A 14,368-nucleotide genomic window follows, 5' to 3' on the forward strand; every position below is an offset into this window, starting at 1 on the left:
ATGCGCCCTCGTTTAAAAATGCGGCTTGGCGATTTACTCGTCCAAGATGGCATTATAACTGAAAGCCAATTGCAGCAGGCGCTGGCCGATCAAAAGCAAAATGGGCGTAAGTTAGGGGTTACCCTGATTGATTTGGGCTTTATCTCTGAGCACGATTTGCTGGAGTTTTTGGCGCGTCAGCTGAATATCCCCTTGCTTGATTTAAGCGATAAGAGAATTCCCGAGAACGTGGTGAACTTGGTGCCTGAAGTGCAGGCCAGACGTCATCGCGCTTTAGTGGTTGAAGCCGACGAAAGCTCGGCCTTGGTCGCCATGAGTGACCCCGCTGACCTCGCCGCAGTGGATGCTATCTCTCAGTTCTTGCAGCCGCGTGAAATGCGCTTAGCGGTAGTACCAGATAGCGAGTTATTGGGCGCCTTCGACAACCTCTATCGACGTACTAAGGATATCGCTCAATTCGCTAAAGAATTGCAGACCGAAACTCAAGACGGCGGCGAGTTCGATTTAGGTGCTTTGTCGCTCGATGCCGATGACGACGACGCCACCGTTGCTAAGTTACTGCAATCGATTTTTGCTGATGCGGTGCAAGTTCGAGCGTCGGATATTCACATCGAACCAGACGACCGAGCCTTGCGGATTCGGATGCGGGTGGATGGTGCGCTGCAAGAGAACGTTTTGACCGAAACCAATATCGCCAATGCCTTGCTATTGCGGCTAAAGCTGATGTCGGGCCTAGATATCTCAGAAAAACGCTTGCCCCAAGATGGCCGGTTTAACATCAAAGTACGCGACCATAGCATCGACGTGCGGGTATCGACCATGCCGGTGCAGTATGGCGAATCTTGCGTGATGCGTTTGCTCGACCAATCAGCCGGATTGTTGAATCTAGAGCAGACTGGGATGCCCGAAGATATTTTGGCGCGCGTACGCCGCCTAGTGCATCGGCCGTATGGGATGTTTGTGGTGACCGGGCCGACCGGTTCTGGTAAAACCACCACGCTGTACGGTGCCTTAAGCGAACTGAACCAAGCCGAGAAAAAAATCATCACCGTAGAAGACCCGGTGGAATATCGCCTGCCTCGGATTTCTCAGGTGCAAGTAAACGCGAAAATTGGCTTAAGCTTTTCGAACGTGCTGCGAACCACCTTACGGCAAGACCCTGACATCATCATGGTGGGTGAGATGCGTGACCACGAAACCGTAGAAATTGGTTTACGTGGCGCCATCACCGGTCACTTGGTACTTACCACCTTGCACACCAACGACTCTATTACCAGTGCGTTGCGCTTGATTGATATGGGTGCTAAACCCTACTTAGTTGGCGCCGCCTTACGTGGAGTGCTGGCGCAGCGCTTGATCCGACGCGTATGCGAAAGCTGCAAAACCAGCGCCACGGTAGAGCCGCACCAGCTTGCTATTTTACGCATCATGAACCCAGATATTGCTGCTGATGGCAGTGGTTTTGTGAAAGGCAAAGGTTGTCGTAACTGTAACCATACCGGCTACAAAGGCCGAATCGGTGTCTTTGAATTATTAGAAATTAACGAAGCCATGATAGACGCACTGCGTGACGGTGATATGCGTGAATTTGCCCATGCCGCGAAAGAGTCGCCCGGCTTTAAACCCCTGGCCAACGTCGCGTTAGATTACGCCATGCAAGGCATTACCAGCATCGACGAAGTACTCTTCTTAGCCGAAACCGTCGAAGAAAAAGAATTACGGGTTAGTACCGCAGCTGCCAGCGATCAAGTTGAACCCGAGGTAGGCTCAGACCATGGCGAGCTATAGTTATCGTGGCCGTGATGGCCAAGGTCAACTGGTACAGGGCGTGCTTGAGGCTAGCTCGGAGAACACTGCGGCCGAGGCTTTGCTGCGCCGAGGTATTACGCCCATTCAGCTCAAAATAGGGGCTGCAGCGAACGCCGACAAAGCCGACAAAAAATCTTCTAATTCATTGTTTCAACGTAAGATTAGTACAGATGATCTGATTGTTTTTACCCGCCAGATGTACGCTTTAACCAAGGCCGGTATTCCTTTACTGCGAGCCATTCAAGGGCTCGCCGACAATACCAGTAATCGGCGCCTCGGTGCCGTCTTACACGAAGTGGTGGATCAGTTAGAGCGCGGCCGCCAGCTAAGCTCGGCTATGGCAGCACACCCCAAGGTGTTTCCACGCTTATTGGTTGCCATCGTGCACGTGGGTGAAAATACCGGGCAACTTGAAGAAGCCTTTATGCAGCTCTCTGAGTACCTGCAAAAGGAACAAGAAACCCGTAAGCAAGTTAAAACCGCTTTGCGTTATCCAACTTTTATTATTATCACCTTGGTGATCGCAATGTTTGTTTTGAACATATTCGTCATTCCGACTTTTGCGAATATGTTTTCACGTTTTGATGTGGAGTTACCCTTGTCGACACGCATCCTCATCAGCACCTCCAACTTTTTTGTGAATTGGTGGCCAGCCTTGCTGTTAGGCATAGCGGTAACCACGATTGCGGCAACCCGCTACGTAAAAACCCCGTCAGGCGAGATGAAGTGGGATTATTTTAAAGTGAAGCTCCCCTTAGTGGGTGACATTATCTTCCGCTCTTTGTTGTCGCGCTTTTCGCGAAGTTTCGCGGTGATGCTCAAGGCCGGCGTCCCTCTCACCCAGGGCTTAAGCTTAGTCGCCGATGCCGTGGATAACCGCTGGATGGGCAAGAAAATCAATGACATGCGCCGAAATATTGAGCGCGGAGAAAGTCTTTCGCGAGTCTCTCGTAGCAGTGAGCTGTTCACCCCACTGGTATTGCAGATGATTCAAGTAGGTGAAGAAACCGGTCGCGTTGATGAGATGCTGCACGAAGTAGCCGACTACTACGAGCGCGAAGTAGATTATGATTTAAAAAGCTTAACCGCCAAAATCGAGCCTATTATGCTGATTGTGGTGGCTGTTATGATTTCTGTTATGGCGCTAGGTATTTTTACCCCGATGTGGGACATGATGAACGCCTATAAAAACCGCTAGGGCACTGATTTAACAAATTTAAAACAAAAGGCTTTAACTTATAATATTTGCGATTATTTCTCGCACAATTGATAATAATAAGCATAGGGACTATAAGGATAAGAAGATGGCTAACAAACCAGCATTAGCGCTGAAACAAAATGGCTTTACCTTGATTGAATTGATTATCGTGGTCGTCATTTTAGGGTTACTAGCCGCCTCTGCCTTACCACGCTTCACCAGCGTGACCGCAGATGCCGAAGACGCCGCAGTTGAAGGTGTTGCCGGTGGCTTTGCCAGCGCTGTGGGCCTAGTACGTGCGGAGTGGGAACTGCGCGGCCGCCCCAAAGGTAATATTGATGGGGCTGGCGTAGAAATCATTATGGATGGCATTACCGTAAACGTGGACGGAAGTACCGGTTATCCAGTAAGTGGCGACAACAACTTAGACGCCCATGACCTGAACATAACCAGCGAAGATTGCCGCACCATCATGCAAGCAATCTTACAAGGTGCGCCTACTGCCACCACCAGTTTTACCCTGTTGGGTGAAAACCGTTACTATGTAGTACGAGAAAGTAACGGAGTAAATGATATTTGCGTGTATTATTTAGCAAATACCATTAAAAACTTAGCGTCAGCTCCCACCGGAACTGATTACCTAAGCGTCGGTAATGCGTTTGTATACAACCCTCGCACGGGTGGGGTGAGTATCTTTAGTAACAACTAATTTTACATTTACGTTTAACTTTTGGGGATAGTCCCGCTTTTTTTAAAAAGGAAGTGATTTATGAAAACACAACAAAAAGGTTTTACCTTGATCGAACTGATCATCGTAATCGTGGTATTAGGTATTTTGGCAGTAACAGCAGCTCCGCAGTTTTTTAACTTTGCAAAAGATGCTCGTGTTGCAACCCTAGAAGGTATTCAGGGTAGCATTAAAGGTGCAAACCAAATGGTTTACGGCCGTGCATCAATCAAAGGCGCAACCTTAGGAGCTTCAGACGTTATCGTGCGTGGAACTTCGACCGTCAATACTTATAACGGTTATGTACAGGCGGCGGACTTAGAAAGCATTTTGGATGCCGCAGACTTTGAATTTATTGAAAAAACTGCTGGTGATTACACCGACACAGGTACTGCTGGTACGCCTACCACTGCCGGTGTTTACTACGTTATTTCTAGCGACATTACGCTTTCTAGCGCCGATGCAGCAGGTGTGGAAGCGGCAGCATGTTATTTGAGCTACACGGATTCTGCAACGGCAAACAATGAGCCGACAATTGCTTTAGTAACCACTGGCTGTTAATCACTAACAAGCTAGCGAAAAGCCAACAAGCGTTGCTTGTTGGCTTTTTTATTGGCTGGCGTTTAGCGAGTGGGCAGTTGCTCACATTGTATGATGCCAAGCTTAACCCTAATAGCTAAGCTTTTGTTGTACCCAGCTGTAAGCAATTCATGTATAGTCAAAAAGTTGTTATTTAGATGATGGCAAAAGGATCATGAGTATGCAGTGGACGAAACAATTCAGTGGTAGTACCTTCTTAAAGCCGCTCTTTGCTATTCTGGCGATGCTGGCTTTGGTGAGCGGCTGTGGTAGTGAGCATCCCGACCAACAGCCTGGTGGTAGCGCCAATCCTTATCCAACCCTGTCTTTGCTGGCTAGCAGTGAGGTGAGTCAACCCGCCGCCGGGCAAACCACGGCGTTACAGGTGCGTATTCAGTTTTCTAACCCGGCACCGGCAGCCGGTAGTATCAGTGTCGCAACCACCAGCGATACCGCTCGTGCGGGCACCCATTACAGTACCTTCAATGATGCTGTCACCTTTGCCGAGGGCGCTACTTCAGCTCAATTCAGCGTCGATATTCTCGATGGTAACGGTGATACCGAAGATGTCAGCTTTCAGATCCAGCTTACGAGTGCAGTTAATGCGCTATTAGGCAGCAGCACCACGCAAACTGTCACCATCTATTCCACCACTGAGGTGGTGGATCCGGTGAATCAAGCCAGTCTGAGCTTACCGCAGAACCTGAGTTTACGGGCACCGCGAGTGGGTCGTGACAGCATTGAATATCCGATCGTATTCACCTTAAGCGAGCCGTCGCCGGTGGCTGGTGAGATTAAGCTCAGAACCGTCGAGGGTAGCGCTGAAGCAGGCGTCAACTTCGAGGCTTTCGATCGTATCTTGCCGGTGGCTGCGGGAGCGCGCGAAGTAGTGTTCTCGATAACCTTGCTGGCAGATGCCAATCAAGCTGAAGATCTCGAGTTTTCGTTACTTGCAGAAACGGCAACCAATGTGCAGCTGCCAACCACGCGCACAGTGCCAGTTACTATTATCAATGTAAACGGTGAAACAGCGGGAGGGGTGCCGAGCATCTTATGGCCGAGTGTCACTGACCTCTATGAACCCACCAGCGGCAGCGCAACGTTCAACTTACTCTTGCCGTTTTCTGCGCCTGCGAGCCAAGCAGGTTCGTTCCGATTAGCCACGCAATCAGCCACAGCGTTAGCGGGTGAGCATTTTGAAGCGTTCTCTGAGCAGATTGACTTTGTCGCCGGCGATACCGAAGTGTTGGTGCCGGTCACTGTGATGCGGACGCCCTTGGGCATGACGGAACCTTTGTCATTTTATCTGCAGATTAGCTCAGCAACAAACGTGACCCTACCTAATACCCGTGATCTGGAATTAACGATTTTGCCGGTGTCGGTGTCAACCCCGGCCACCGCAGAATTGCAGCTACAGCCCATGGTAGAAGTGCCAGAGCCCTTTAGCGATGCCAGTCCGGTCACCTATAGCTTAATGCTACCGCTGTCGATGCCTGCGCCCACTGCTGGTAGCGTACGGGTACGCAGTGTGGATGATACTGCCTTAGCTGGCCGTAACTATACTGCGATTAGCGACCAAGCTGTGACCTTTGCCGAGGGCGACGAAAACCTGTACCTCGATATTGAGATTTTGTTTGATAGCTTAGGTGCCGAAGGTAAGGAGTTTACCTTAGAATTCTATGATGCAGAGGGCATTCAACTTCCCGAGAGTCGCTCCATGAGTATTTTAATTCGGGCGAGTGGTCTGGCGTTGCCGGTGCTAGAAACACCAGCAACCATCACCTTCCAACGCCCCGACGATGGCACATCATTTGACGTACAGCTGGTGTTACCTTTTGATCGCGCGGCAATTTTAGCGGGATCGATTGAGCTTGCGGTTAACCAAGGCAGTGCGATTGAGAATCGAGACTTTACCGGTATTCTCCCGGAATACAGCTTTGCTAAGCATGATGATGAGATAGTCGTTGACTTTACCTTAGTGGGTTCTAATTATGCTGATGACCGCCAATTTACCTTGGTTGTTACCAAAGCTAACAATATGCAGCTAGGTACCAGCACCGAAGAGCGCACCATTACGGTGATTATTGAAGCTCCTTAGTTATGCGGATAAAGCACTTAAAAAGGCGCCTTGACGGCGCCTTTTGTTTAAGCAGCTTAGTTACGGCGTTCTAGCCAAAAGATGATCCTGTCATTACCCCGATACTGACCAAAGCCCGCCGTTGCGGTTGGGTCGTCTAGTGGGAGACTAGCATCATTATTCCAATCAAATTCTAGCCACGGCTGGGTGTCATACTCAAAGATAAACTCACCCACAGCACCTGGGTCTTGCCACCACCAAGTTCCAGCTGGTACCTCACCGTTAATCAGCGTGCCAGCGCTGGCGCCACCGGGGCTTGCGTTGAGATTGGCTGGGTCGGCAACAATGGAGAGGTTGGCGGCGTCATAGACAAAGCAACTATCCTCGCTGTTAAGGACAAACTGGCTACCATTAAAATATTGATTTTGCAGTACTATATCTAAATTATCGCCTTCTGGGCCAAAGATATCATCCAACACAGTACGGCCGTAGCGCAGGTTTAACACACCCGGAATAGCCGCTGCGTCGCCCACTTGAGTTGTTATGAGCGGTTGGCTATTGGCCCACGGTGTGACATCTAGGCCTTCGTTTGCCACCTGTAAGCCTAAGCGCAAGCTAGCAAAGGGCCCATCGATTAAGCCAACGGTGGGATGCCGTAAAAAAGCAACAGCACTGTCATTAACTTCTAACACGCCGTTGTTCCAAGTGTTGTTGGTGATGATATTAAGACGTTGCTCAAAGGCGTCGCTGGTGCTATCGGCAGGGCTAGTATTAGCACTTTGCACGCTCAGCTCTGCGGTGGCAGCACTAGCCTGTTGATATAGCGCAGTATCGTAGTTAGCCGTCACGCTACCTAGGGTATTAAGTGCCTGCACGCGGTAAGTCACGTTTATGCTAGGTTCACTCATGTAGGTGAAACCACCCGCCAAACAAGCGTTATCGGCCATCGATACGCTGGCATCAATCAGGTATTCGGCGGGGGCGAACCGTCCTACCGCAACCTCTGGGCGCACCAAGGCATCACCGGTGCCAAGATAGTTGATGGCGGCGGCTTGGGCATTAAAGGTACCTGCCTCTAACCAGCGGCTATTGCTGCTAATAAAAGTGCCGTCATTATTGGTATCAAGGGTAAAAGTACCGCTGATTAATTTACTAGCATCGCTACCAGGTGCGGCTGGATTGGGAAACGCCATCGAGGCAAAGCCAGCTGCCACCGTGGTTTGAGGAGACTCCAAACCAAAGTTGGGCGTCACCGCACCGTTACTGTTCTGCGCTTGCACTACCATATTGAAAGGCTCGCCCGCGCGTTTGAACAAAGGCTGAGGAGCGGCACCGGAGGCGTTTAACAGCGTACCTGTATCGGTAAGAGCCGCCGCCACTAAGGTATGTGGCTTTACTACAAAATCGTTAATACTAATCCCGGTTAAAGTGGTAGTAGGGTCATTCAGACCCGGTTCGGTTGGGCTTGGCGCTTCCGGTAAGGTGAGTTCAGCGTGTAACCGAAGCAAACCCACATCGGAATAATTATTAGCCACCAAGGGAGCATTACCGTTGGCGTCAAAAGTGACATTAATAGGTGCATAATTAGTCACGTTGCCGGCGTTATTGAGACCGATGGCGGTGCCATTGATTGTGTAGGATTGGCCAGCTTGGCATGCCCCCGGGTTCAAGCATTCCATGCCTAAATTCACGGTTTGTGTCCCTTCTAACCGGGCTTCACAGGCACCGGTCGTGGTATTGGTGCGCACCGCACGCAAGACGCTATTGAAATCGTCCCCGGCAATCTGTGTAGCCAAGGGCACATCAGGGGTAGCGCCTACGATAACTAACCCTGCCAAATTGAAGGTCACTTCACAAGAGGTGGCTGTGGTGCCTGATAGGTCATAACATTCGGTCGCTTCGACCGCTGTCGGCGTCGCATTGCTGAGGGTTAAGGCTGCCGTACCACCGCTGCTGTTTCGTAACCCGGCAAGGCCGCTACCGTTGCTAAAATTAAGATTAGCGCTGGTGCCGCTGCTGCTACTGATATCACCGCCTTGCCAACTGCTATTGGCTAGCGCGGCGGTTACCATGATGCCCACCGGATCATCAAAGGTTGCGCTACAGGTTGCATCCGCACAAGCTTGAACTTGCACCGCAGCAGCATAGCAAGCAACGGTTTCAGTGGTATGCAGCAGCCGATAATGATGAACCTCGGCATCAACTGGTGCACAACCCGCCGCATCAACCACCGCTGCTTGTACCTCAGGGGTGTAAGTAATCACGGTATTGTTACCAAACTCGACATTACCGGGCGTTAACGCACCCCCTTGAAAGTTGGTATTGTTACCAAAGGTGATATCGGTGGTGGCATAAGGGCTGTAAATCAGGCCGTTAAAGGTAAACTCTGGGCAGTTATTGCCACCATTACAATAGTTACCTACGGTGAAGTCGGCACCTTCATACAAATAGACCACTAAATTACCCACCGAGCCATTGGTATTAAAGGAGATATCATTACCGCCTGTAATGCCATTCAAAACATAGATGCGAACCAAGCCAGCAGGTGAAATATTGATGCTAGAGTTGTTTCCTAAGATCATGTTTTTGACGAAATAATCACCAGGGCCAAGTTCTAGCGTATTATTGTTCGTTGAAAAACTGATCGTGTCTATGTAATAGGTACCACCGCCGGAGGTTGATGAAAGACCGTTATTTTTATCAGTAAAGATGGTGCCATAGGTGCCCGGCGGCGTGTTCGTTTCGTTTTCTAGAAAGGTGCCGGGGCTGCTAAAGGTCGGAAATACTGCTGGGTTTAATGGCGGAAAATCTAAGTTTATCGTATCAACTTGGCCAACAGGCGTCGGCGTATTACCTTCACCTACGATATTATTATTGTTAATTTCAGAATTGTTGCCCGCATCAAACCCATTGGAGCCCACAATACCGTAATCGGCAAGGTCATTAAATAATTCGCATTGGTCACCAGGGCTAGGGCCTGGACCAGGACCCGGATCGGGTGGAGCAGCGGTACAAGCAAAAGCATGGTTAGCATCGTGACTACTCGAAGAGTCGTCGCAAAACTCATCACCACCAACGGAGTCTGGATTACCACTGTTGTTTTGGATAGTCGGGGCTGTCGCATCGCCACCGATACTTCCAGCCCAACCAATGATGATTTCATTGGTAGCAGTCGCATTTTCAGTAATGTATGCATCAGAGTCAGTTAACTCGATGGTGTCGCCACTCACTGCACTGCCGGTGATCCCTGAGCCGCTGTCGATGAGAATATTGCCGGCAGAAGTAACATCACCTGTGACATCTGAGTTCGATGCACGAATGCGAACGCTCCCCGCGTTAACATTACCCGTAACTTGGCTGCCGCTGGCTAGATCAAAAATACCCGTGGCGGTGATATTACCGGTCAAATTAACGGGACTATCAGTTGTGATATCAGTACCGCTGATGTTGCCATTAACTTGGTTCCCGCTACCAATAAAAACCGGACCGTTAGAGATGATATTGTTACCGTATTGGCTCCCTGATGGCAGTAATGACACGGATAAACTGCCAGTAACAGGGCCCGTGACTGAGTTCTGTGAACCGAGAGTGACTGTGGTTCCGGAGATCGAACCCCCGACGGTGACATTTTGGGCGGTGGTAATGGTGGTGCCCATGACGTTACCATTAATGACGTTGACACCACCGATAGCTAATTGAGTGCCGGAGACTGAGCCCCCGATAGTGACAAGATCATTGGTAGAAACAGTGCCGCCAATAAGGTTCCCGGTAACTGTTGTATTGTAACCAAGCGTTATTTGGTTGGCCTCCATGGAGCCATCAAAGGTGCCGCTATTAGTCGTAATTTGGCTGGCTGAGACATTACCGACTAATTGGTTTCCACTCCCAAAACTAACATTGCCATCGGCATTAAGCGAGCCTTGCATGGCAAAACCTGAGCCAGTAGTAATATTGCCCGTAGCATTGATAGTGACGGCGGCATTGCTACCCACATTGATTTGGGCATTTTGCAAATTCACATCGCCCGTAACATTAATCACCAACACCTGGCTCGCATCGATAATATCGTTCCAGTTCAAATTCAAACCATTGCTACAAAATACCGGGTTATTCCCTTGCTGAGAGCAGCCTGGCGGCACACTTTGCTTTAAGTTGTAAGTTTCTGCCGCAACACTCACGCTCGCTAACGACAAGACTAGCGCAATGACCAGTAGGGCAAGGTTGTTAAAGTGACGCATTGCTTGCCTCCAGCATGATTTCGCGTGAATAAATCATGTCGCCGGCATCACAACTGCCTTGGGCGACGATTCGATAATGGTTGACGACAACGGGGCTGGTGATTTCAGCGACATCACAATAGACAGTCGCAGTACAGCTTTGTAAGCCGGCCTCAGCAAAGTTATAAGTGTTAGGGCTGCTATCGTTATCGCTAGGGTCGAACGTGCTGGTGGTGCTACGGTTAGCGCAGAGCCCGGTGGTTACTACGCCTTCGTTTTCAAACAGGGCCACTAAGAACATCTCAGCGCCGGAGCGAGCTGCGTTGTTGGCGCGAGCGCCAATCACATCGCTGACGACGCCTTGGGTCGCATCGCCAATAACTCTGACCATGGCCGCTCCGAGCAAGGCCATTACCACGATGATAAAAATCGCCACCGGCAGGGCGGCGCCACGACTACGGTGGTACTGGAGAGGTTTATGGCACATTAGGAACATGAACCTCCTGCAAGAGTTGTAGGCGCTCGGTGTCAGCTGCGCGGGCAAAACGTAAATCTAGATGCACTAAACTATTTCGAACCAAGGTAGCGTCGTCCACTACAAAGGGCCGCTCGGGCGTGGTTAAGGTTAAATCGTTAGTAAGATTCTCAGCCATCACTTCGGCACTGGTAGTAAGCGCAAGTTGTAGTTGGGCTAGGGTTGCCGCATTGGCATTGAGTCCATAACCGGTATAGCGCCAGAGCTGGCCAGTAGCTTGTTGATAGCACCAACTGATGGGCTGGCCGGCGATAAAATAACGCTGTGCGGGGCTACTACCGGTAAAATAACTGATGCTATCGGTGTAAGCTATTTCAACCACATGATCATCGCCGGTGCTGACGATGGCGTCAATAATCTTGCGTCGCTCGGTTTGCGTCGGGTTGTAGATAAAATTGGGTGTCGATGCATAAATCAGCAGGTATTGGCCGATCAAATTGACGCCTTGATCCGCTCGCGGCTCGATAACTAACAGCGGGTCGCTGGCGCTAGGTCCTTGTCGTGGTACTTGCAGATATTGGCTGCTAGCAAGGATCGGCATAAATTCGATGCAGCTATTATCTGCTGCTACACGGACGCTGCGTGGCACGGCATTGCGAATTTCTCGGGTGAGGCGTTCTACAGCAAATCTTGATTGCGACATCAACTGCTCACGAGCGGTAGTATCGACGTAGATTTGCGCCCCAAAACCAACGTACGAGAACACGTAACCGCCAAGAATACCTAAAATAACGATAACCACGATCAGTTCGATCAGGGTAAAGCCACGCTGGAGGTTAGCGCGGGGCAGGGGACTTAACGTGTGCCGCAAGTTATTCATCAGAAATTTCCCCGCACGGCGCTGAATTCAAAGTTTTGCCCCAAACTGGTGGTGATGGTTATGGTTATCAGTTTATAGCGGGTGATACTGGCCTGCTCGGCACCCGAGTTTGGGTCGTAATAGGACACCTGAATTTCGTAATCAAAGCCGTTGTAGCGAGCAGCGATATCTGCTCCGAAGACGTCGGTTAAATTGGTGCTTAATGATGTTAAACCGTGGTAGTCGTCGACATCGTTGAAATCGCTTCGTACCTCGCCATCGTCGCCGAGATTAGCCGGTAGCGTACAAGGAGGAGCAGCAGCTTCAACGCTACAGCGCTCGATACCACTGCTGCGGTCGCTGTTTTCATCAAAGCTTTTGCTCATGATCTCGTTCAACAGCGCTTGGCCAAGCCCCGCTGCACGAGTTTGCAATAGGGGTTCGGCGCTACGTTGCGCCTGCGGGAAAATCAGCACCGCAAGCATCACCACGGATAAGCCGAGCACTACGATCCCAATAATGAGCTCGACTAATGTAAAACCTCTATTGGTGCGTGGAGTAACGCCAAAAGTGCGCATGCAGGTCCCCGTTGGTATCGATTGGTCTAGATTACCTGTTTTTTATACCGATGTTTATATATTGTTCTTCATACTGTGGTTTTTTAGTTTACACTACATACTAGAGATTAGGTTAAATACGTGGCGCGCTATTTGTCAGCTACGAGCAGCACTAAGGTGAACCATCTATGACAAGCTTAAGACCTATGCGGCAACGGGGTTTGACGCTGGTTGAGTTAATTATTGTTATCGTGTTGGTAGGGATTTTAGCCGCTACCGCAGGGCCGCGTATTTTTGGTAAAGCCGGGGTGGAAGAAGTGACCCTTCAAGGGCAACTGATGAGTCTGTTGCGCTTGCAACAGCAGCGAGCCGTGCAGGATACGATCCAAGATTGCTATGGTGTTAACTTTTCTGCAACAACAGTAAACCCAGTTGATTGCGGCTCTTTGGTGGCGCCGGAGCGCATTTTGGCGATTCCTAGCGCGCTTTCAGTCGCCGTGATATCAAGTGTGCCTAATGCAAGCAATGGAATTCGCTTCAACAGCTTGGGCTGTCCGGTATCGACAGCGCATGCCAGCACCCCGGAATGGTGTGGCAATGCACCAATAGAGTTAGAGATTCAAGGGGTTAACCCCCGTTATATTTGTATTCAGAGTCAAGGCTATATTCGCCAAGGGCAATGTACGACTTAATTAAGGGCTGATAGCGCAAGTAAAGCTAGGTTAAAAGCCATGCAATGGCGCTTGCCCGCAGCATGGCAGCTTGGTAAAGTTACACAGTTAACAGTCCACCCCATTTACGAGTAAGGGAACATCCCCTCATGTTTAAGAAGTTACGCGGAATTTTCTCAAACGATCTGTCGATCGATTTGGGAACAGCAAACACATTAATTTACGTTAAAGACGAAGGCATTGTACTGAATGAACCTTCGGTTGTAGCGATTCGCCAAGAGCGCTCGGGTGGACCCAAGAGTGTGGCGGCAGTAGGTACTGCAGCAAAACAAATGTTGGGCCGTACTCCTGGTAACATTAAAGCCATTCGGCCAATGAAAGACGGCGTTATTGCTGACTTTTTTGTTACTGAAAAGATGCTGCAGCACTTCATTAAAAAAGTGCACGACAGCCATTATTTCCGTCCTAGCCCGCGGGTGTTGGTGTGTGTGCCTTGTGGCTCCACTCAAGTAGAGCGCCGAGCGATTCGCGAATCAGCGTTAGGTGCTGGCGCCCGTGAAGTGCATTTAATTGATGAACCTATGGCGGCGGCGATTGGCGCTGGCTTACCGGTCTCGGAGCCAACTGGTTCGATGGTGGTTGATATTGGTGGCGGTACCACTGAAGTCGCTATTATCTCTTTAAATGGTGTGGTGTATTCGTCATCGGTACGTATTGGCGGTGACAAATTTGACGAAGCCATTGTTAATTATATTCGCCGTAACTTCGGCTCTTTGATTGGCGAAGCTACGGCGGAGCGGATCAAACACGAAATTGGTTCGGCATTTCCTGGTGATGAAGTGCGTGAAATCGAAGTTCGTGGCCGTAATCTAGCGGAAGGTGTACCTCGCTCATTTACGCTGAATAGCAACGAAATTCTTGAAGCCTTACAAGAGCCTTTGATGGGTATTGTTAGTGCCGTGATGGTTGCGTTAGAGCAATCGCCACCAGAGCTAGCGTCAGATATTTCTGAGCGCGGCATGGTGCTTACCGGCGGTGGCGCGTTACTGCGTGACCTTGATCGCCTGTTAATGGAAGAAACCGGGATTCCGGTGATTGTCGCGGACGATCCATTAACTTGTGTGGCGCGCGGTGGTGGTAAAGCGTTAGAGATGATCGATATGCACGGCGGTGACCTGTTCAGTTATGAGTAAGCGGCC

11 protein-coding genes are annotated in these 14,368 nt (G+C 50.1%); 7 read left to right on the forward strand and 4 right to left on the reverse strand.

Features of this window, described 5'->3' with window-relative positions:
• The 5 genes from AB8S08_RS01435 to AB8S08_RS01455 all read left to right on the forward strand — a co-directional run bounded on the left by AB8S08_RS01435 (position 1) and on the right by AB8S08_RS01455 (position 6,411).
• Complete coding sequence (locus AB8S08_RS01435) at positions 1–1,788, forward strand: GspE/PulE family protein (RefSeq protein ID WP_369743170.1); 1,788 nt, start codon at positions 1–3, stop codon at positions 1,786–1,788.
• Complete coding sequence (locus AB8S08_RS01440) at positions 1,775–3,007, forward strand: type II secretion system F family protein (RefSeq protein ID WP_369743172.1); 1,233 nt, start codon at positions 1,775–1,777, stop codon at positions 3,005–3,007. The genes AB8S08_RS01435 and AB8S08_RS01440 overlap by 14 nt, the downstream gene beginning before the upstream one ends.
• A gap of 106 nt (positions 3,008–3,113) precedes the next feature.
• Positions 3,114–3,716 (forward strand): type II secretion system protein, encoded by a 603-nt coding sequence (locus AB8S08_RS01445; protein ID WP_110076005.1) that lies wholly within the window; start codon positions 3,114–3,116, stop codon positions 3,714–3,716.
• Positions 3,717–3,776: 60 nt separating this feature from the next.
• A complete protein-coding gene (locus AB8S08_RS01450) occupies positions 3,777–4,295 on the forward strand; it encodes a type II secretion system protein (protein ID WP_369743174.1) in 519 nt (172 codons plus the stop codon).
• Between the two features lie 199 nt (positions 4,296–4,494).
• Positions 4,495–6,411 (forward strand): Calx-beta domain-containing protein, encoded by a 1,917-nt coding sequence (locus tag AB8S08_RS01455; RefSeq protein WP_369743175.1) that lies wholly within the window; start codon positions 4,495–4,497, stop codon positions 6,409–6,411.
• 56 nt (positions 6,412–6,467) lie between these two features.
• On the opposite strand, the gene AB8S08_RS01460 is transcribed toward AB8S08_RS01455, so the two are convergent.
• From AB8S08_RS01460 to AB8S08_RS01475, 4 genes are read right to left on the reverse strand one after another with little or no spacing between them, the layout of a single operon-like run.
• Positions 6,468–10,628, reverse strand: a complete 4,161-nt coding sequence (locus AB8S08_RS01460; RefSeq protein WP_369743177.1) for a DUF6701 domain-containing protein — start codon at positions 10,626–10,628, stop codon at positions 6,468–6,470.
• Positions 10,615–11,094, reverse strand: a complete 480-nt coding sequence (locus AB8S08_RS01465; protein ID WP_110076001.1) for a hypothetical protein — start codon at positions 11,092–11,094, stop codon at positions 10,615–10,617. Before AB8S08_RS01465 ends, AB8S08_RS01460 begins: the two co-directional genes overlap by 14 nt.
• Positions 11,084–11,962 carry a PilW family protein gene (locus tag AB8S08_RS01470; RefSeq protein ID WP_369743179.1) on the reverse strand — a complete coding sequence of 293 codons (879 nt, stop codon included), beginning with the start codon at positions 11,960–11,962 and terminating at the stop codon, positions 11,084–11,086. The genes AB8S08_RS01465 and AB8S08_RS01470 overlap by 11 nt, the downstream gene beginning before the upstream one ends.
• Positions 11,962–12,519, reverse strand: coding sequence for a prepilin-type N-terminal cleavage/methylation domain-containing protein (locus AB8S08_RS01475; protein ID WP_369743180.1), 558 nt, complete (start codon positions 12,517–12,519; stop codon positions 11,962–11,964). The genes AB8S08_RS01470 and AB8S08_RS01475 overlap by 1 nt, the downstream gene beginning before the upstream one ends.
• A 167-nt stretch (positions 12,520–12,686) precedes the next feature.
• On the opposite strand from AB8S08_RS01475, the gene AB8S08_RS01480 reads away from it, so the two are divergent.
• Both AB8S08_RS01480 and AB8S08_RS01485 read left to right on the forward strand, forming a co-directional pair.
• Complete coding sequence (locus AB8S08_RS01480) at positions 12,687–13,190, forward strand: Tfp pilus assembly protein FimT/FimU (RefSeq protein WP_369743181.1); 504 nt, start codon at positions 12,687–12,689, stop codon at positions 13,188–13,190.
• A gap of 128 nt (positions 13,191–13,318) precedes the next feature.
• The gene (locus tag AB8S08_RS01485) at positions 13,319–14,362 is read left to right on the forward strand and encodes a rod shape-determining protein (RefSeq protein ID WP_110075997.1); all 1,044 of its coding nucleotides are present in this window, start codon (positions 13,319–13,321) and stop codon (positions 14,360–14,362) included.
• Positions 14,363–14,368 lie beyond the last annotated feature (6 nt).

Origin of the sequence: Pseudidiomarina sp. PP-1MA, from assembly GCF_041200125.1 — a bacterium.
GTDB classification, from domain to species: Bacteria; Pseudomonadota; Gammaproteobacteria; order Enterobacterales; family Alteromonadaceae; genus Pseudidiomarina; species Pseudidiomarina fusca.